Origin of the sequence: Pseudomonas capeferrum, from assembly GCF_000731675.1 — a bacterium.
GTDB lineage: Bacteria > Pseudomonadota > Gammaproteobacteria > Pseudomonadales > Pseudomonadaceae > Aquipseudomonas > Aquipseudomonas capeferrum.
On the sequence record NZ_JMIT01000001.1, the window covers coordinates 732,114 to 749,261 of the forward strand.

Consider the following 17,148-nt stretch of genomic DNA (forward strand, 5'->3'; position numbering starts at 1 on the left):
GATATCCAGTGGAGAGTGTAACCATGCACATTGGTACCCAATCGACCGAGCAGCCCTGCCTGCTCACCCCGTCATCCCTGCAGTTTCGCACCGACGCCAGCGTCACCGGCCATGCCCTGGCACCGGTAGACAGCGGCCTGCTCGCGGCCCAGGCCGCCATCGACCGCAAGGCCCTGCGCGAATACCGCCTGCAGCGTATTCGCCAGCAACTGCGTGCGCACGACTATGGCGGCATCCTGCTCGCCGACCCGATCAACATCCGCTATGCCACCGACACCAACAACCTTGGCCTGTGGGTGATGCACTCGCCCAGCCGTTATGTGTTCGTGCCCACGGAAGGGCCGGTGGTGCTGTTCGAGTTCACCAGCAGCCGGCACAACAGCGAGCACGTCGAGACCATCGACGAGATCCGCCCGGCGCTGCCCTGGTTGTACTTTCTGGCCGGCCCCAGGGTCGATGAGAAGGCGGCCTTGTGGGCGGCGGAAGTGGCCGAGCTGATGCTGCGCCACAGTGGCGGCAATCGCCGCCTGGCGGTTGACCGTTGTGACCCTTGGGGGGCCGAGAAGCTCAAGGCCAAAGGCATCGCGTTGTTCGACGCCCAGCCGTTGATGGAGCAGGCGCGGCTGATCAAGTCCGCCGAGGAAATCGCCAGCCATCGGGTGTCCATGGCCGTGTGCGACCTGGCCATCGCCCGCATGCGGGCCAGCCTGGTGCCGGGTATTACCGAAAACCAGCTGTGGAGCATCCTCCACGGCACCAACGTGGCCCAGGGCGGCGAGTGGGCCGAGAGCCGCCTGCTCAGCTCCGGTCCGCGCACCAACCCGTGGTTCCAGGACGCCACCGACAAAGTCATCGAGGCGGGCGAGATGGTCTGCTTCGACACCGACATGGTCGGCCCCGGCGGTTACCTGTCGGACATCTCGCGCAGCTTCGTCTGCCCTGGCAAACCAGTGACCGGGGCCCAGCGCGCGCTGCTCGACATTGCCTCGCAGCAGGTCAGCCATAACCTCCAGCTGCTGCGCCCGGGGCTTTCATTCCGCGAGTTCGCCGCGCACTGCTGGCCGGTGCCGCAGCGGTTCGAGCACAACCGCTACATGATGATGCTGCACGGGGTGGGCCTGGTCGACGAGTACCCCAGCGTGGCCTACGCCGTGGACTTTGCCGAATGGGGCTACGACGGCGTGTTCGAGGAGAACATGGTGGTCTCGGTCGAGAGCTACATCGGCGAGCAAGGCGGGCGCGAGGGCGTCAAGCTTGAAGAGCAGGTGCTGATCACCGCCCAGGGTGCGGTCAAGCTGTCGAGCACGCCGCTGGTCGACGACGACCGCTATTGAGGGGAGGGCCTGCACATGAACCCGATGAGTATCCCCCTGCGTCAGGTGCCGCCAGTGCCTGCAGTGAAGCCTGCGTTTCTGCGCCTGGAATCGCTTTACAAACAGTTTGGCAAATACGAGGTGCTGCACGACGTCAACTTCGAGATGAGCAAGGGCGAGGTCGTGGCCATCATTGGCCCCAGCGGCTCGGGCAAGAGCACCTTGTTGCGCTGCATCAATCAGCTTGAGCCGCCGACGCGTGGGCGTATCCGCCTTGATGAGCTGGACATCGACGCCGCCACGCCGATGGCGCGGGCGGACCTTTTGAAACTGCGCCGGCGTATCGGCATGGTGTTCCAGTCGTTCAACCTGTTCCCGCACCTGACGGTGCTACGCAATGTCAGCCTGGCGCAGGTCCGAACCCTGGGGCGCAGTGAGCGCGAGGCCGATGCGCGCTCGATGCAGTTGCTGGAGCGCGTGGGCCTGGCGGACAAAGCCGGGCATTATCCGGCGCGCTGTTCGGGCGGGCAGCAGCAACGCATCGCTATCGCCCGCGCCCTGGCGCTGGAGCCGCAGTTGATGCTGTTCGATGAACCGACATCGGCACTGGACCCGGAGCTCGGCCTGGAGGTGCTGGCGGTAATGAAGGAGCTGGCCGGGGAGGGCATGTCGATGATCGTCGTGACCCACGAAATGCACTTTGCCGAGACCGTCTCCGACCGCGTGGTGGTCATGGCCGAGGGCCGCATCATCGAACAGGGCCCGAGTGCCCAGGTGATGCGCCAGCCACGCCATGAACGGGTGAGCAAGTTCCTCCAGGCCGTGAGGAACCGCTGATGAACGATATCCTCATGATGCTGCTGGCGGGCGTGCCGTGGACCGTGGGTGTGACCGTCTGCGCCTTTGCTGTCGGTGTGGTGCTGGGGTTCCCGCTGTGTGCGCTGCGCATGTCACAGGTGCCGTCGTTGCGGGTATTGGGCGCGGCTCTGGTGCTGACCTTGCGTTCGATCCCGCCGATCGTCTGGCTGTTCTTCATCTTTTTCGGCATTGGCGGCGGCTATGTCACGTTGTCGCCGTTTGTCGCAGCGGTGGTCGGCCTTGGCCTGATTACCGCCGCGCAGATGGCCGAGGTCTACCGGGGCGCCTTTGCGGCGATCCCCGATGGCCAGTATGAAGCCGCCCATGTGCTCAACCTGTCAGCGCCGCAGCGTTTCTTCGATGTGGTGTTGCCGCAGCTGGTGCGCATTTCCATCCCGACAGCGGCCACCTACGCCATCGGCCTGCTCAAGGACTCTGCGGTGGCGTCGACGCTGGGTGTCGCGGATATCAGCTTCCAGGCGTACCAGGTTTCGCAGCAAACCTTCCAGGGGCTGGGCGTGTACAGCGCGGCTGCGCTGGTGTACCTGGTGCTCAGCGTGCCGGTGGCGCTGGCTTCGCGCTGGTTGTCGAGCACCTTGCAACGGAGGATCAGCCTATGAACGCGCTGCTGACACTGTGGGCGCAGTGGTTTCCGGAGTTATGGAAGGGCTTTGTCCTGTCGTTGCAGGTGACCGCCATCAGCCTGCTGCTGGGCATCGCGCTGGGGCTGCTGCTGGCCCTGGGCGTAGGCGCCAGGGGCAAGGCCATACGCTACCCGGCGTTGATCATCGTCGAACTGGGGCGGGGGGCGCCGGCATTGATCCTGTTGCAGTACTTCTACTTCGGCCTGCCGTCGGTGAACCTGACCTTGACCTCGTTCTGGGCGGCCGTGCTGGCGTTGGCGTACTGCACGGCGGCGTACACCAGCGAGATCATCCGCGGCGGCATCGAGGCGGTTGCCCGTGGCCAGCACGAGGCGGCTGATGTGATTGGCCTGAACCGGGTCGATGCCCTGCGCTATGTGATCCTGCCCCAGGCCTTGCGGGTGGCGCTGCCGTCGTTGCTCGGCTTCTCGATCATGATGTTCCAGGCTTCTTCGCTGTGTTTCACCATCGCCTTGCCTGAGATCGTCAGCCGCGCCTCGGCCATCGGCTCCTCGACGTTCCAGTACATGCCGGTGCTGGTGCTGGCCGGGCTGATGTACGCGGCAGTCTGCGCGCCGGCCAGCCTGGGCGTGGCTGCCCTGGAGCGACGCTTGGCGCCCGGCGTGCAACCTGCTTGCTGATGCTGCTTTTACATTCACTTCCTGAAAGGTACCCGTGATGAAACCATTCAAGCGCGTTACCCGTTGCCTGAGCCTGTGCCTGGCCCTGGTCGGCAGCGCCCAGGCCATGGCCGAGTGCAAACCCACCCACACGTTCGAAACCCTGACCCCTGGTGTGCTCACCGTCGCAGCCTGGGTCTTCCCGCCGTACTCGATCCCTGGCACCGGCCAGGCACTGGGCGGCGTTGATGGCGAGATCATCAAGCAGATCGCGGCCCGGGAGTGCCTGACCATCAAGGCCAGCGTGCTCGACCCCTCGGCGGCAATCCAGTCGGTGGTGGCCCGCCGTGCCGACGTGGTCATTGGCGACTGGTACCGCACGGCGGAGCGCGGCAAGGTGCTGGGGCTGTCGGCGCCGTTGTACCTGGACGTGATGGGCATCATCTCGCCCCAGGGCTATGCCAAGGTCAGCGAGCTGGAGGGCAAGCGCGTGGGGACGGTGCAGGGCTACCTGTGGGTCAGTGACCTGAAGACGGTGCTGGGCGACGACCTGGTGCTGTACCCCAACCCGGTGGCCATGGCCCAGGACCTGGCCTCGGGGCGCATCGAGGCCGGCATCGACAGCCATGCGGTGGCCGTCGCCTCGCAGCAGAAGGGGGCGTACAAGGGCGCCAGCATCAAAGTGTCCGAGCCGGATCCACGGGTCAAGGCGACCGAGCAACCGGGGCAGACCAGCATCCCTTACATGCTGAGCAACGTCGAACTGGGCAAGGCGCTGGATGCCAACATCCAGGCGTTGCATGGCAGTGGCGAGATTGCCCGTATACTTGAGGCGCATGGGCTGGATCGGCAGGCGGCAGATGTGGGGGCGCCGCGGTTGGTGGAGTGAAGTGCCTATACCAGCCTCTTCCCGGGTTTACCCGCGAAGAGGCACGGCTAATCCAGGCTATTACCCTTGATGCAAGACACAATCTCTTCATTCAGCCTTTTCACTGGGGCTCAACAGGCATATGGTGTACGCCGTCCATATTCCCTGGAGCTGTCATGTCCAACCGTTTCCCCTCCGTTCGTCCTCGTCGCTTGCGCCAGAACGAATCCCTGCGTTCGATCTTCCAGGAAACCGAGTTCCGCCTTGAAGACCTGATCCTGCCGATCTTCGTCGAAGAAGGCATCGATGATTTCGTGCCGATCACCAGCATGCCGGGTGTCAATCGCATCCCTGAAAAACTGCTGGCGCAAGAAATCGAGCGCTACGCCCGTGCCGGCATCAAGTCGGTGATGACCTTTGGCGTCTCGCACCACCTGGACGAGGTCGGCAGTGACACCTGGAACGAAAACGGCCTGGTGGCGCGCATGGCGCGGATCTGCAAGGACACCGTGCCGGAAATGGTGGTGATGTCCGACACCTGCTTCTGCGAATACACCAGCCACGGCCATTGCGGTGTGGTGCACGACCACGGTGTGGACAACGACGCCACCCTGGTCAACCTGGGCAAGCAGGCCGTGATCGCGGCCGCCGCCGGCGCCGACTTCATCGCGCCATCGGCGGCGATGGACGGCCAGGTCCAGGCGATTCGGGGTGCGCTGGATGCCGCAGGCTTCCATGACACGGCAATCATGGCCTATTCGACCAAATTCGCCTCGTCGCTCTATGGCCCGTTCCGCGAGGCCGGCGGTACCGCCCTCAAAGGTGACCGCAAGAGCTACCAGATGAACCCGATGAACCGCCGCGAAGCCGTGCGCGAATCGTTGCTCGACGAGCAGGAAGGGGCCGATGTGCTGATGGTCAAACCGGCCGGCGCCTACCTTGACGTGATCGCCGACATCCGCGCTGCTTCGCGCCTGCCACTGGCGGCCTACCAGGTCAGTGGTGAATACGCGATGATCAAGTTCGGCGGCCTGGCCGGTGCCATCGATGAAGGGCGCGTGATGCGTGAAAGCATCGGTGCCATCAAGCGGGCGGGTGCCGACCTGATCCTGACCTACTTCGCCATGGACCTGGCGCGCGAAGGTATCTGATAGGGCCGGCTGCCTTGTGGGGGCGGCCTGTAGGAGCGGCCTTGCGTCGCGAAAGGGGCGCGTAGCGGCCCCAGGTTCTGTGGCGCAGCAAAAATCGCCGGGGCCGCTACGCAGCCCTTTCGCGACGCAAGGCCGCTCCTACAAGCCCCCAGCCCGCCCTGAAACTACAAAAATTCATTAAGCGCTGAATTATTTAGTGTCCCTTAGTCTCTGATGCCATAGAGCATTCAGCGACAGGGATATAAGCATGAAATCTCGCAAGAAAAGCGTCAAACCGATCGGCCTGAAAGACATCACCATCGTCGACGACGCCAAGATGCGCAAAGCGATCACCGCCGCCGCCTTGGGCAACGCGATGGAATGGTTCGACTTCGGCGTCTATGGCTTCGTCGCCTACGCACTCGGCAAGGTGTTCTTCCCCAACGCCGACCCCAGCGTGCAGATGATCGCTGCCTTGGCCACCTTCTCGGTACCCTTCCTGATCCGCCCGCTGGGCGGGTTGTTCTTTGGGGCATTGGGCGACAAGTTCGGCCGGCAGAAGATTCTCGCCGCCACCATCGTGATCATGTCGTTGAGCACCTTTGCCATCGGCCTGATACCGTCCTATGCCTCGATCGGCATCTGGGCGCCGATCCTGCTGCTGCTGGCCAAGATGGCCCAGGGCTTCTCGGTAGGCGGTGAATACACCGGGGCCTCGATTTTCGTCGCCGAGTACGCGCCCGACCGCAAGCGCGGCTTCCTCGGCAGTTGGCTGGATTTTGGCTCCATCGCAGGGTTTGTTCTCGGTGCGGGCGTGGTGGTGTTGATTTCCACCGTGCTGGGCGAGGAGCAGTTCCTTGAGTGGGGCTGGCGCCTGCCGTTCTTCCTGGCCTTGCCGCTGGGCATCATTGGCCTCTACCTGCGCCACGCGCTGGAGGAGACACCGGCATTCCAGCAGCACGTCGAAAAGCTCGAACAAGGCGACCGCGAAGGCCTGGCCTCCGGCCCCAAGGTGTCGTTCAAAGAGGTGGCCACCCAGCACTGGCGCAGCCTGGTGACCTGCGTTGGCGTGGTGATCGCCACCAACGTCACGTACTACATGCTGCTCACCTACATGCCCAGCTACCTGTCGCACAACCTGCACTACAGCGAAGACCACGGGGTGCTGATCATCATCGCGATCATGGTCGGCATGCTGTTCGTGCAGCCGATCATCGGGCTGCTCAGTGACAAGTTCGGGCGCCGGCCTTTCATCATGGTCGGCAGTGTCGGCCTGTTCGCGCTGGCTATCCCAGCCTTCATGCTGATCAACAGCGGCGTGCTTGGGCTGATTTTCGCCGGGCTGTTGATCATTGCCGTGCTGCTGAACTTCTTCATCGGCGTGATGGCCTCGACATTGCCAGCGATGTTCCCCACGCACATTCGCTATAGCGCCCTGGCCAGCGCGTTCAACATCTCGGTACTGATCGCCGGCCTTACCCCGACCCTGGCCGCCTGGCTGGTAGAAAGCACGGGCAACCTGTACATGCCGGCCTACTACCTGATGGTGATTGCGGCCGTCGGCCTGGTCACCGGCCTGACCATGAAGGAAACCGCCAACAAACCCCTGCGCGGCGCGGCGCCTGCCGCGTCTGACATCGAGGAAGCACGCGAGCTGCTGCAGGAGCACCACGACAACATCGAGCAGAAAATCGAAGACATCGACACGCAGATTGCAGAGCTTGAGGCCAAACGCAAATTGCTGGTGCAGCAACATCCGCGTATCGAGTAAGGTACAAGGCCCTTTACTCAGTAGATAACTTATATGGCCGAGGGCTTTTCGGCGCTACCGCCACTCAATGGCTTGCGGGTGTTCGAGGTGGTATCACGCCACCTCAACTTCCGCCTGGCAGCGGACGAGCTGGGGGTAACCCAGGCGGCGGTGGCGCAGCAGGTTCGCGGGCTGGAGGCGAACCTTGGGGTCAAACTGTTCGAACGGTTGCCCAGGGGCCTGAGGCTAACCGGCGCCGGCCAGCGCTATAGCGCCGATATCCGCAGTGCGTTCGCTTTGATCGCCTCGGCTACCCAGGCGCTGCACCCCGATGCGTCCCACCTGACGGTCAGCGTTACGCCCACCTTTGCGGCGAAGTGGCTGATCCCTCGGCTGGCGTCACTTGCCCATGACCACCCCGATATCGACCTGCAGGTACTGGCCACTGATCGCCTCTCGCAGTTCCGCCCTGAGGGCGTGGATATCGCGGTGCGCTACGGCCGCCCACCGTTCGGCCCGGCCTTGCATGTCGAGCCTTTCCTCAAGCAACGCATCGTCGCCGTGGCAAGCCCTGGGCTACTAGCGCAACTGGGCAAGCCGGCTTCCCTTGACGACTTGCACCGCTTCGCGCTGCTGCACGATGCGCACAATTTCTGGCCAACCTTTATCGGCGAGGTCTTTGCGCAGCCGCTGTTGGCTGGGGCCAAGAATGTGCGCTTCAACCAGACATCGTTGGCGATCGATGCTGCAGTGGCCGGGCAGGGGCTCGCCTTGGCCAGCGACTTCTTCGTACGCAACGACATTGAAGCAGGGCGGTTGGCCTTGGTGTTCGAGCAGCAATTGGTGCTGGAGCAGGCGTTTTACCTGGTCTGGCCGCGCAATGCCTATCAAGCGCCAGCACTGGAGAGGGTGCGCAGCTGGTTGTTGCAACAGGCGCAGGCATCTGGTCAGTAGTTTTTCTATCGTCTATCGCATCAAGGTCGATGGCCGTATCATGCGCAGCATCTGATCAGCGTGGCATGTAGCCCAGTTGCCATGAGCGCGGAATGAACCGCGTCACCAAGGCCAGCAGGCACGCCAGCGCGCAACTGCCTGCCAGCGCCTGCAAGCCCAAGCGGTGCTCGAGCCAGGCGCCAAGGGCGGCGCCCAGCAGCATGCCGGCCCAAGGCACCAGCTGCACCCGCCAGCCATTGCGCCGCTCGCCCAGCACCCAGCGGCCCAGGCCGCGGCCGAAGCGGGACAGGGCACCGGTGACATAGGTCAGGCCGATGGGCAGGCCATTCACCTGCTCGACCACCGCATTGATCATGCCCATGGCCAGCGTCGCCGCAAGCAACGCCGGAAAGGTCGCGGCCAGCGGCCAGGCCGCAGCGCCACCCAGCAGCCCCGCGACCACCAGCAGTACCGGCCAGGCGCGGCGCCGAAAGCTGCGGGCCAGCAACACGCCCAGGGCATTACCGGCGACGAAGCCGAGTACCGCTCCGCTCAGGCGCAGCACCATGGCCGCATCCGCCTCACTGATCGCGACGGCCAGGCGGGTGGTGTTGCCGCTCATGAACGAAACAAAGTCGCCCAGGGCCAATAGGCCGATGGCATCGGTCATGCCGGCCAGCACCGACAGCCCGGCCACCAGCCCCAGGCCCACCCGGCCTCGCAGGCTGCGCAGCTTCAGCCGCCGCGCACTGTGCGATGTCAACGCGTTGGGCAGCATGTTCAGGGCAACAGCTTTTCGCGGGCCAGGGTACCCTTGAGGGTGCGTTCGACCACATCGACCAACACCATGGTCTGGTGGTCCACTTCGATGTTCAGCAGCTCGCCGGCCTGGTAGTTGGCGAAGGTGGTCTGGCGCAAGGTTTCGGGGATCAGGTTGATGGTGATGACGGTGTCTTCGACATCAGCGACGGTCAGGCTGCAGCCGTTCACACCAAGGAACCCGCGGGGGAACACGTACTTGGCCCACTCGGGCGGCATGCGGAATTTGATGAACGCACCGGTCGGTTCGATCGACAGTTCGACGATATCGGCGGTGGTGGCGATGTGGCCCGCCATCAAGTGGCCGCCGATCTCGGCGTTCATCTTGGCCGAGCGTTCGATGTTCACGCCCTGGCCAGCCTTCAAGCAGCGCAGGTTGGTGCGCTCCAGGGTGGCGTTCATGGCGTCGAATTTCACCTCGGTGCCGTCGATCTCGGTAACCGACAAGCAGGTACCCTCGACACTGACGCTGGCGCCGATCTTGAGTTCGTCGAGCAGCTCCGGGGTGAGGTCGAGGGTGAACTGCTTGTGGCCTGGGTAGGTGTTCACCGCAAGCAGAGGGCGGACGGCCTGGACGATGCCGGTGTACATGGAAGTTGCTCCTGGGCACGGGAAAATGAAGTCACCCGGAAACTAAGCCTGTGAAGCGGTAAAAGCAAGGTGGCCGCGACCGTTCAGACATGCCCGCTGCTGTTCACGATGCGCAGGCTCAGTGCCTCGTAAGGGTCCAGGTTCACCACCAGCCGCCCATCTTCGGTCAAGTCGCCCTCGACCGTTTCATTGATCATGTCCACCACCGGCCCCGGCGTGAAGCCGGTCAAGTGCAGCGCTTCGCTGATCACCGTCTGGCCAAAATTCAGCGCGCTGATCTGCACCCCGCGCCCGGCCGGCAGCTCGTGCACCATCACCAGCAACCCAGGGCTGCTGACCTCGGGCACCAGCACCTGGCGGCTGGTGGCGATACCGTAGGCCTGGCGCACGGCAAGCAGCTTCTTCACCTTGCTGGCGAATGAATCGGGGTGTTCCAGCTGGCTGTCGAGGCTGCCGTAAAGCGCGCGGGCACGGGGCATGCCGCGCACCGAGGCCTCGGCGTGCGGGGCAAGGCCGGCCAGGTCGTAGCCGCCGCGGTGGATCCAGCGGGTGTCGCCATCGAGCATGCGTTCTGCCACCGCCTCGGCGGGCAAGGGCAGGGCTCCGACCAGGTCCCAGCCGGACAGCGCCACCACGCCAGGCTGCATGGCGTTGTACATCACCAGCAGCAGGTGAATCTTCTGGATACGCTCGATATCCGCTGCGTTGATCTGATCGAGGTCGCGGATGCCGAGGGCGGCCGTGATCAGGCTGGCGGTGGTACAGGCGATGCCGTTGGTGACGAAGCGCAGGTTGTAAGGGGCATGTTCGCCCGACAGACGTTCGTAGATTTCTTCGCGAATGTGCTCTCGCAGGATGTTGCCGGGCAGGGTCTGGCCCTTGTACAGGTACATGTCGTGGGCGTGCAGGGTCCAGAAGTGCACCAGTTCGACGGTCAGCTCGTCATGGTTCTGCAAAGCATGGATCAACGAAGCCGGGTCGATGCCGAAACCGTGCATTTCCTTGAGCATCAGGCGCAGGAATTCGGTGTCGCCGGTCAGCAGCGCGTGCTGGTAGGCCGGGCGGGTGATGAAGTCGTAGGACAGGTCGGCGCCGCCCTTGGACATCAGGGCAATGTCGTCGATCGTCAGGTTCAGCTCCTGGAAGCTGAAACCGCCCGCCTTGCGAATCATGCCGCCAATCAGCTGGTTGCCGACGATCGACAGGGGGTGGCTCTCGGACCAGGCCGTGCCCTCAAGGCGGGTTTCCACCCCGAGAAACCCATTGGCGTCCAGGCGCAGGCCCCGCGCGCCAAGGCAGTCCAGCGCATGCAGGGCATCGCCGATAATCATCTGCTGGGCGGCAAATGTCGGGTCGAGCCAGTTGAGCGACGGCTGGCCTTCCTTGAAGTAGTGCAGGTACACCCAGCGCCGGGTCTTGCCGTCGACGCCGGTGACCGGCGGGGTGACGCTCCAGTCGGTCTCCTTGACCCCAGGCTCGAAGAAGATCACCCGCTGCAACTGGCCGACGATGTAGTGGCGTGCCTTGAGCGCATCGCACACCGCCGGCAGCAGGTTGACCGAATCGCGCCCTGCAGGTACGTCGGGCAGCAGCGGCCAGTCTTCCTCGCGCACCTCGACCATGTGGTAAAGCCCGGGGTAGGCGCCGTGGGCCAGTTCTGCCAGGCGGAAGTCGGCGCCTTTGCCGGTGTGCGAGGGGATCAGGTCATCGATGGTCACGGCGTTGTGCGCCGCGGCCATGCGGCTCATCTGGATCAGCTCCTGCTCGCTGCCGTAGAGCGGGTCGATGTCGAAGCTGATGCGGTCGAAGTTGCCGTCCACGCTGGGGGTGAACTCGCGGCCGCGCACGCCGCCTGACTGCTTGATCGGGCCGGTGTGCACGCCTTGTATGCCGATCTCCGACAAGCGCTTCCACAAGGCTTCGTGGGCCAGGGCCGAGAGCACCGAGCAGTCATCGGGGGCGATGATAGCGTCAGGGTAGACAGTGAGCCACACCGAGGCGATCTCGGTTGCGCGGCGGGGCTGGGCCTCGGCATAGGGGTTTTGCCACAGGCGCGATTGCCCCGAATACAAAAGGGCCCGCTGCTGGGAGGCCTTGAGCATGGAACGGTCTTCGAGCCACTGGATGTATGACGGGTCGGGTTGAGTCATCTCGCGTCCTCTCTGCGTGTCGGCACCGGCCACAGTTATGACGGCTTCGCACGCGGAACGTTCGCAATGCCTGCGCGGCGTGTTCCCAGGGGGAAAAGGGTCAGCGCCGCGCCGACAGCTGCTGCGGTGCCAGAAACGCACTGTGGAAGTAGTTGCGCAACGCCTGCATGGCCGGGCTGAACGCCCGCTCGCGGTGCCAGGCCAGGCCCACGCTCATCGGCGTCACCGGGTCACTGATGGTCACCGTCTCGATCCGCTTGCCTTCCAGCGACCAGGGCCTGTGCACCAGGTCGGAGAGGATCGCCACGCCGCTGCCATTGGCCACCATGCTGCGCACGGCCTCCACCGAGCTGGTCCGCACGCGCACGCTGGGCCGCTGCCCGGCCTGCTCCCAGTAGCGCATGGCGCTTTGTTCGGCCTCGTCCACCGTCAGCAGAATGAACGGTTCGCCGGCCACATCCGCCAGGCTCACCGCAGAGCGCTCGCACAGCGGGTGGTGGCCGGGCAGCCACAGTCGGCGTTCGGAGTTGAAGAGGGTTTCCGAGACGATGTCCGGGTGGGTGAGGTTGGCGGTGAGCACCACAGCCATGTCGAAACGGCCCTCAAGCAGGCCCTGTTCGATGGCGCTGCGCTCCTGTTCATGCACGTGCAGGGTCACGTCCGGGTGCCAGTGTTCCAGCCGTTGCAGGTGGTGCGGCAGGAAGTAGCCCATCACGGTATAGCTGGCGGCCAGGCGCAGCAGGCCGCTGGCGCGCACGTCAGGCAGCGGGCTGTTCAGCGCGTCGTCCACGCTGCGCAGAATCACATAGGCCCGGTTGAGAAAATGCCGGCCAGCCTCGGTCAGGCTCATACCTTGGGCCGAGCGCTGGAACAGCAGCACACCGAGCATCGCCTCCAGTTCCTTGATCGCCGTGGTCACGGCCGATTGAGAGATGTTCAGGTGGATCGCCGCCTGGGAAATCTGGCCGATCTCGGCAGTGGCCACGAAGTAGCGGACCTGGCGCAGGGTCAGTGACAAAGTAGGCTCCCGGTGTATCTGATTTTCAGAAGACACCCTATCTGTTTATAGATCTTCCCAAGGGGGAGAGGAGAATCTAACGTGGCTTTCACGCAGTCACAAGCACCAGGAGATACATTCATGCAGGTGGTGGATTTCAATTCGGACATGGGAGAGGGATTCGGCCCGTGGACCATTGGTGACGGCGTCGACGAGGCGTTGATGGCTTTCATCAGCTCGGCCAACATTGCGACTGGCTTCCATGCCGGCGACCCGGGCACCATGCGCCGTACTGTCGAGCGGGCCAAGGCGCTAGGGGTGGCGGTCGGGGCACACCCGGGCTTTCGTGACCTGGTCGGTTTCGGCCGGCGACACATCAATGCCCCGGCCCAGGAGCTGGTCGACGACATGCTTTACCAACTGGGCGCGCTGCGTGAAATCGCCCGTGCCCAGGGGGTGACGCTGCAACACATCAAGCCCCACGGCGCGTTGTACATGCACTTGGCGCGCGATGAAGAGGCTGCACGGCTGCTGGTGCAGAACCTGCGTGTGATCGAACCGCAGTTGCTGCTGTACTGCATGCCGGGCTCGGTGATCTGCCGTGTCGCCCAGGCACTCGGGCAGCCGGTGATCCGCGAGTTCTATGCCGACCGCGAGTACGACATGAGCGGCTCTATCGTGTTCACCCGCAACGTGCGCAGCCATGACCCCAAGGCCGTCGCTGAGCGCGTGCTGCGGGCTTGCCAGCAAGGCCTGGTGCGCACGGTAGAGGGGCAGGACCTGGCCATCGAGTTCGATTCCATTTGCCTGCACAGTGATACCCCAGGGGCGCTCGACCTGGTCGAGGCTACGCGCCAGGCGCTCGATCAGGCGGGTATCGCGGTGCGTGCGCCACGCTGAGTAGCAGCGGCGCCCGGCGCTTGGAGGCCGGGGCCCTTGCATTGATTTGATTTCGCCTGCCTTTCTATAAAGATTCCAAAAAAAGGAACAGTCATGGCCGAGCCGGTTGCTTCAACCCCGATCCGCTACAGCTTCGGTGCCGACGAGCACCTGTTTGCCGAAGTCAGTGACAGCATGTCGTTGGAGGCCTTCTTCAAGGGCATGGCCGTCACCCGCGCGGTGGAGCGACTTGGCCTGGAGGGCGTACTCGACGTATGCCTCGCCAATGCCTCGTTCCAGATCCGCTTCGACCCTGACCGCATTGCCCCCCAGGCCCTGCTCGAAGCCGTACGCGGCGCCGAGGCAGAGGCGGTGGCCGAGCGCTCGCTGCAGACCCGCATTATCGAAATCCCGGTGCTGTACAACGACCCGTGGACCCACGAAACCCTGATGCGTTTTCGTGACCGTCACCAGGACCCGAGCAGCACTGACCTTGAGTATGCGGCGCGGGTCAACGGCCTGGCCGATGTCGAGGCGTTCATTGCCGCGCACAGTGGCGCGCCCTGGTTCGTGTCGATGGTCGGCTTCGTTGCCGGCCTACCGTTCATGTTCCAGATGGTCGAGCGCGAGCGGCAGTTGCAGGTGCCCAAGTACCTGCGTCCGCGTACCGACACACCCAAGTTGACCCTCGGCCATGGCGGTTGCTTCGGGTGCATCTACTCGGTGCGCGGAGCAGGCGGCTACCAGATGTTCGGCGTTACCCCGGCGCCGATCTACGACCCGCAGCAGACCTTGGCCTACCTCAAGGCGCACATGGTGTTCTTCCGCCCTGGGGACATCGTGCAGTTCAAGCCTATCGACCGCCGAACCTATGACCAGGCCGTTGCGGATGTGGAGGAGGGCCACTTCAACCTGCGCATTCGCCCGGTGACGTTTTCCCTGGATGCCTTCCTCGCCGACCCGGTCGGCTACCCCAAGACGCTGCAGGAGGTGCTGGCATGATCAAGGTACTCAAACCCGGCCTGGCCACATCGGTACAGGACCTTGGTCGCGAAGGCTATTACCACTTGGGCATTCCGCCGTCCGGGGCGCTCGACCAATATGCCCTGAGCGCCGCCAACCATCTGGTCGGCAACCCGGCAGGTGCAGCAGGGCTGGAATGCGCGCTGGTGGGACCAGAGCTTGAGTTCCAGCACGATGCGCTGGTGGCGGTATGCGGAGCGCAGATGCCCGCCTTGCTCGACGGCCGTGAGCAGCGCCCCGACACCGCGTTTGCGGTCAGGGCAGGGCAGGTGTTGCGTTTCGGCTTCCCCACCGCAGGTGCCCGGGCGTACCTGGCCGTGGCCGGCGGTATCGATGTACCCGAAGTGCTCGGCAGCCGTTCGACCTACGCCCTGGGTGCGTTGGGCGGGCTGCACGGGCGCAAGTTGATGGGGGGTGATGTATTGCCGGTCGGTGTGCCCAGCGGCAAGACCCGGGCTGGCGCGAGCCTGCCGATGGCCCTGCGCCAGGCGCTGGGTGGCGAGGTGGTAGTGCGGGTGGTGCCGGGGTTGTATTTCCATCGCCTGACCGACGCGGCGGCGCAGAGCTTCTTCACTCAGGCGTGGACCGTCGGCTCCGAGGCGGACCGTATCGGCTACCGCTACAAGGGCGCTAGCGCATTGAGCTTCCAGCCACGTGAGCAGCCGTTTGGCGCAGGCTCGGACCCCTCGAACATCGTCGACAGCTGCTATCCGATCGGTTCGATCCAGGTGCCAGCGGGGCTGGAGCCGATCATTCTGCACCGCGATGCGGTGTCGGGCGGCGGGTATGCCATGATCGGCACGGTGATCAGCGCCGACCTGGACCTGATCGGGCAGATGCAGCCCAATCAGCAGGCGCGGTTCTTGGCGGTGAGCCTGGAGCAGGCGTTGGAGGCACGGCGGTCGTACAAGAAGAAGCTGGGGTGCCTGGCCCGGTTGTTTGCTTGATTGCTGGGTGGGTTGAGTGACAGGCCATCGCTATTGCCGAGGGTCTAGTCGCTCGCCTGTATCAGGAAGCATCCTGCTCATACCCTCGCTCAGGTACCTCATTGGTATGACATAGTTCCACCAACCGCTCTTGTGTGCGTTACACCTGGCTAGATGCAGGCTGTCCACACATCGCTCAAAAGCTGCCACTGAAACTCGCAAACAAGCTGGCGTCCTGGGCCTCGCTCTGCAGGGTGGTCGTTGTAACTCCGATACTGGCGCTCACATCGCCTAACACTACCCGCACCCCCAGCAGCGCAGTCACGTAGTAACGGTCGAACTCCAGCCCCGGCACCCGATACGGGCCAGCTCCAGGTACGGTTTGCAGCCATGCGTTGGCCTGCTTGCTGCCTTCAAACGCCTGATCGTAGGTGATCTGTGCATAAGGCTCAAAACGACTTGCTCGTAGACGGGCCTGCCAACCAATTCGACCCACGGTCGAGTCAACCTTTTGATCGTAATAGCCCATGGCGGTGAAGCTTCTATTGCTCTCGACATAGTCATCTAACTCCACCCGCTGCCAGATGATTGCGGCCAGCGGCCCATGTCGCAAATCGCCCACATTGTCGAACTCATAACCTGTGTTAAGGGCCATCGTGAGGTTGTGCCCTTCTGGAGTACCGTTGTGGGTGTGGGTAGCAGGTCCGATCTGAACCTTACGGGTGACGTCATAATCCAGCCAGCTATAGCTGAGCTGGCCATTCACCCACATTCGCTCACCGTACCAGCCACTAAACAGGCCGAGGGTTGAGTCGGACTGCGTGTACCCCCCTTGATGCGCACCGAAGTTAGCCTCCACGCGACCAACACCGGCGAAGCCTCCCATTACAACGCCGTTGCGGGACCAATCGACGCCAAACAAGCCAGCAGGGGCCGAGCCGTCGTACAGGCGTCCATGATCATAACGCTGAGTGTCGTTACGAAGGCTACCCCACCACGATGCCAATCTGGTCAGTCACTGTCGCACTGACCACGACTGGCACTTGGCTAGGGTCGACAATAGACGCCATGTCATTGATGCCGCCCCAGACCGTGTACAGCGCCCGGGGATCAGCGACACCACCAGTGGTCGAAAGGTACTGAGCCAGCTGGTCTGTCAACGAGGGGATCGGCCCAAGCTCACCGGCCGCCGGCATGCTCACTCGCGCACCACCCGCAGCGTAATTGTCGCCCGTCTGGCCATTGCCGTTGGCGCTTGCATCCACACCATAGTGGTCAGCCAAATGCTCTGACCAGACCTTGCCCGGATTGGTGGTCAACTTACCTAGCCCAGCTTGAACCCCAGGAGGTAGCAACGGCCGGTAATAGCCACTGTCGGTGTAACTGTCGCCCAGAAAAAGGGTGCGCGAGAAGGGCGCTTCTGTGGCAATTGAAGGCGTTGCGACGAAGAACAGCGCCGTAGCTGCACCAGCAAGTATGCACGTTCTGATCGACATGGAATCTTCCTGATGATGTCCAGACGGGGCCTTGATAGGGGCTCACGAGACAGTCCTTATCGAGCCGAACCATGGCGAATTTTGCGGCGATCATAGGCGTGCCTTACTAAGTGCTGCTACTGACAAAACTAACAGTTCCACGCTGCGTTCA

The 17,148-nt window shown here is 63.7% G+C and carries 17 protein-coding genes; 11 read left to right on the forward strand and 6 right to left on the reverse strand.

Annotated elements, in window-relative coordinates:
• Positions 1-23: 23 nt before the first annotated feature.
• From PC358_RS03420 to PC358_RS03455, 8 genes are all read left to right on the forward strand, one after another.
• Positions 24-1,334, forward strand: a complete 1,311-nt coding sequence (locus tag PC358_RS03420) for a M24 family metallopeptidase (RefSeq protein WP_033697536.1) — start codon at positions 24-26, stop codon at positions 1,332-1,334.
• A 24-nt stretch (positions 1,335-1,358) separates the two neighbouring features.
• Positions 1,359-2,150, forward strand: coding sequence for an amino acid ABC transporter ATP-binding protein (locus PC358_RS03425; protein WP_152604613.1), 792 nt, complete (start codon positions 1,359-1,361; stop codon positions 2,148-2,150).
• Positions 2,150-2,791: an amino acid ABC transporter permease gene (locus PC358_RS03430; protein ID WP_033697539.1), complete on the forward strand. Its 642-nt coding sequence runs from the start codon at positions 2,150-2,152 to the stop codon at positions 2,789-2,791. Before PC358_RS03425 ends, PC358_RS03430 begins: the two co-directional genes overlap by 1 nt.
• The gene (locus PC358_RS03435; RefSeq protein WP_033697540.1) at positions 2,788-3,456 is read left to right on the forward strand and encodes an amino acid ABC transporter permease; all 669 of its coding nucleotides are present in this window, start codon (positions 2,788-2,790) and stop codon (positions 3,454-3,456) included. Before PC358_RS03430 ends, PC358_RS03435 begins: the two co-directional genes overlap by 4 nt.
• Before the next feature lie 34 nt (positions 3,457-3,490).
• Positions 3,491-4,324, forward strand: a complete 834-nt coding sequence (locus tag PC358_RS03440; protein ID WP_033697541.1) for a substrate-binding periplasmic protein — start codon at positions 3,491-3,493, stop codon at positions 4,322-4,324.
• Positions 4,325-4,479: 155 nt separating this feature from the next.
• Positions 4,480-5,454 (forward strand): porphobilinogen synthase, encoded by a 975-nt coding sequence (hemB, locus tag PC358_RS03445; protein ID WP_033697542.1) that lies wholly within the window; start codon positions 4,480-4,482, stop codon positions 5,452-5,454.
• 247 nt (positions 5,455-5,701) lie between these two features.
• A complete protein-coding gene (proP, locus tag PC358_RS03450; protein WP_033697543.1) occupies positions 5,702-7,204 on the forward strand; it encodes a glycine betaine/L-proline transporter ProP in 1,503 nt (500 codons plus the stop codon).
• Positions 7,205-7,237: 33 nt separating this feature from the next.
• Positions 7,238-8,137: a LysR substrate-binding domain-containing protein gene (locus PC358_RS03455; RefSeq protein ID WP_033697544.1), complete on the forward strand. Its 900-nt coding sequence runs from the start codon at positions 7,238-7,240 to the stop codon at positions 8,135-8,137.
• A gap of 55 nt (positions 8,138-8,192) precedes the next feature.
• Here the strand turns inward: PC358_RS03455 and PC358_RS03460 are convergent, their stop codons facing one another.
• From PC358_RS03460 to PC358_RS03475, 4 genes are all read right to left on the reverse strand, one after another.
• Positions 8,193-8,894 (reverse strand): YoaK family protein, encoded by a 702-nt coding sequence (locus PC358_RS03460; RefSeq protein WP_033697545.1) that lies wholly within the window; start codon positions 8,892-8,894, stop codon positions 8,193-8,195.
• A 2-nt stretch (positions 8,895-8,896) separates the two neighbouring features.
• On the reverse strand, positions 8,897-9,526 hold the full coding sequence (locus tag PC358_RS03465) for a riboflavin synthase (protein ID WP_033697546.1): 630 nt from the start codon (positions 9,524-9,526) through the stop codon (positions 8,897-8,899).
• A gap of 83 nt (positions 9,527-9,609) precedes the next feature.
• Positions 9,610-11,676, reverse strand: coding sequence for a maltose alpha-D-glucosyltransferase (gene treS / locus PC358_RS03470; protein ID WP_033697547.1), 2,067 nt, complete (start codon positions 11,674-11,676; stop codon positions 9,610-9,612).
• Between the two features lie 100 nt (positions 11,677-11,776).
• Positions 11,777-12,694: a LysR family transcriptional regulator gene (locus tag PC358_RS03475; protein ID WP_033697548.1), complete on the reverse strand. Its 918-nt coding sequence runs from the start codon at positions 12,692-12,694 to the stop codon at positions 11,777-11,779.
• 120 nt (positions 12,695-12,814) lie between these two features.
• Here PC358_RS03475 and PC358_RS03480 point away from each other — a divergent pair, with 120 nt between their 5' ends.
• From PC358_RS03480 to PC358_RS03490, 3 genes are all read left to right on the forward strand, one after another.
• The gene (locus PC358_RS03480; RefSeq protein ID WP_033697550.1) at positions 12,815-13,573 is read left to right on the forward strand and encodes a 5-oxoprolinase subunit PxpA; all 759 of its coding nucleotides are present in this window, start codon (positions 12,815-12,817) and stop codon (positions 13,571-13,573) included.
• A gap of 93 nt (positions 13,574-13,666) precedes the next feature.
• Positions 13,667-14,554, forward strand: coding sequence for a 5-oxoprolinase subunit B family protein (locus tag PC358_RS03485; RefSeq protein WP_033697551.1), 888 nt, complete (start codon positions 13,667-13,669; stop codon positions 14,552-14,554).
• Entirely contained in the window at positions 14,551-15,522 is a 972-nt protein-coding gene (locus tag PC358_RS03490; protein ID WP_033697552.1) for a 5-oxoprolinase subunit C family protein, read from the forward strand. The genes PC358_RS03485 and PC358_RS03490 overlap by 4 nt, the downstream gene beginning before the upstream one ends.
• 175 nt (positions 15,523-15,697) lie before the next feature.
• Here PC358_RS03490 and PC358_RS27990 read toward each other — a convergent pair whose 3' ends face one another.
• Together PC358_RS27990 and PC358_RS27995 are read right to left on the reverse strand one after the other, a co-directional pair.
• Positions 15,698-16,507: an autotransporter outer membrane beta-barrel domain-containing protein gene (locus tag PC358_RS27990; protein ID WP_209435448.1), complete on the reverse strand. Its 810-nt coding sequence runs from the start codon at positions 16,505-16,507 to the stop codon at positions 15,698-15,700.
• Positions 16,488-16,997: an SGNH/GDSL hydrolase family protein gene (locus tag PC358_RS27995; RefSeq protein WP_050506045.1), complete on the reverse strand. Its 510-nt coding sequence runs from the start codon at positions 16,995-16,997 to the stop codon at positions 16,488-16,490. The genes PC358_RS27990 and PC358_RS27995 overlap by 20 nt, the downstream gene beginning before the upstream one ends.
• Positions 16,998-17,148: the final 151 nt, after the last annotated feature.

Excerpts from the sequence above, each read along its gene's own strand:
- PC358_RS27995 (WP_050506045.1), bottom strand. The coding sequence starts at position 16,997 with ATGTCGATCAGAACGTGCATACTTGCTGGTGCAGCTACGGCGCTGTTC.
- treS (WP_033697547.1), bottom strand. The coding sequence starts at position 11,676 with ATGACTCAACCCGACCCGTCATACATCCAGTGGCTCGAAGACCGTTCC.
- PC358_RS03435 (WP_033697540.1), top strand. The coding sequence starts at position 2,788 with ATGAACGCGCTGCTGACACTGTGGGCGCAGTGGTTTCCGGAGTTATGG.
- PC358_RS03465 (WP_033697546.1), bottom strand. The coding sequence starts at position 9,526 with ATGTACACCGGCATCGTCCAGGCCGTCCGCCCTCTGCTTGCGGTGAAC.
- PC358_RS03480 (WP_033697550.1), top strand. The coding sequence starts at position 12,815 with ATGCAGGTGGTGGATTTCAATTCGGACATGGGAGAGGGATTCGGCCCG.
- PC358_RS03460 (WP_033697545.1), bottom strand. The coding sequence starts at position 8,894 with ATGCTGCCCAACGCGTTGACATCGCACAGTGCGCGGCGGCTGAAGCTG.
- proP (WP_033697543.1), top strand. The coding sequence starts at position 5,702 with ATGAAATCTCGCAAGAAAAGCGTCAAACCGATCGGCCTGAAAGACATC.
- PC358_RS03455 (WP_033697544.1), top strand. The coding sequence starts at position 7,238 with ATGGCCGAGGGCTTTTCGGCGCTACCGCCACTCAATGGCTTGCGGGTG.
- PC358_RS03420 (WP_033697536.1), top strand. The coding sequence starts at position 24 with ATGCACATTGGTACCCAATCGACCGAGCAGCCCTGCCTGCTCACCCCG.
- PC358_RS03485 (WP_033697551.1), top strand. The coding sequence starts at position 13,667 with ATGGCCGAGCCGGTTGCTTCAACCCCGATCCGCTACAGCTTCGGTGCC.
- hemB (WP_033697542.1), top strand. The coding sequence starts at position 4,480 with ATGTCCAACCGTTTCCCCTCCGTTCGTCCTCGTCGCTTGCGCCAGAAC.
- PC358_RS03425 (WP_152604613.1), top strand. The coding sequence starts at position 1,359 with ATGAGTATCCCCCTGCGTCAGGTGCCGCCAGTGCCTGCAGTGAAGCCT.
- PC358_RS03430 (WP_033697539.1), top strand. The coding sequence starts at position 2,150 with ATGAACGATATCCTCATGATGCTGCTGGCGGGCGTGCCGTGGACCGTG.
- PC358_RS03490 (WP_033697552.1), top strand. The coding sequence starts at position 14,551 with ATGATCAAGGTACTCAAACCCGGCCTGGCCACATCGGTACAGGACCTT.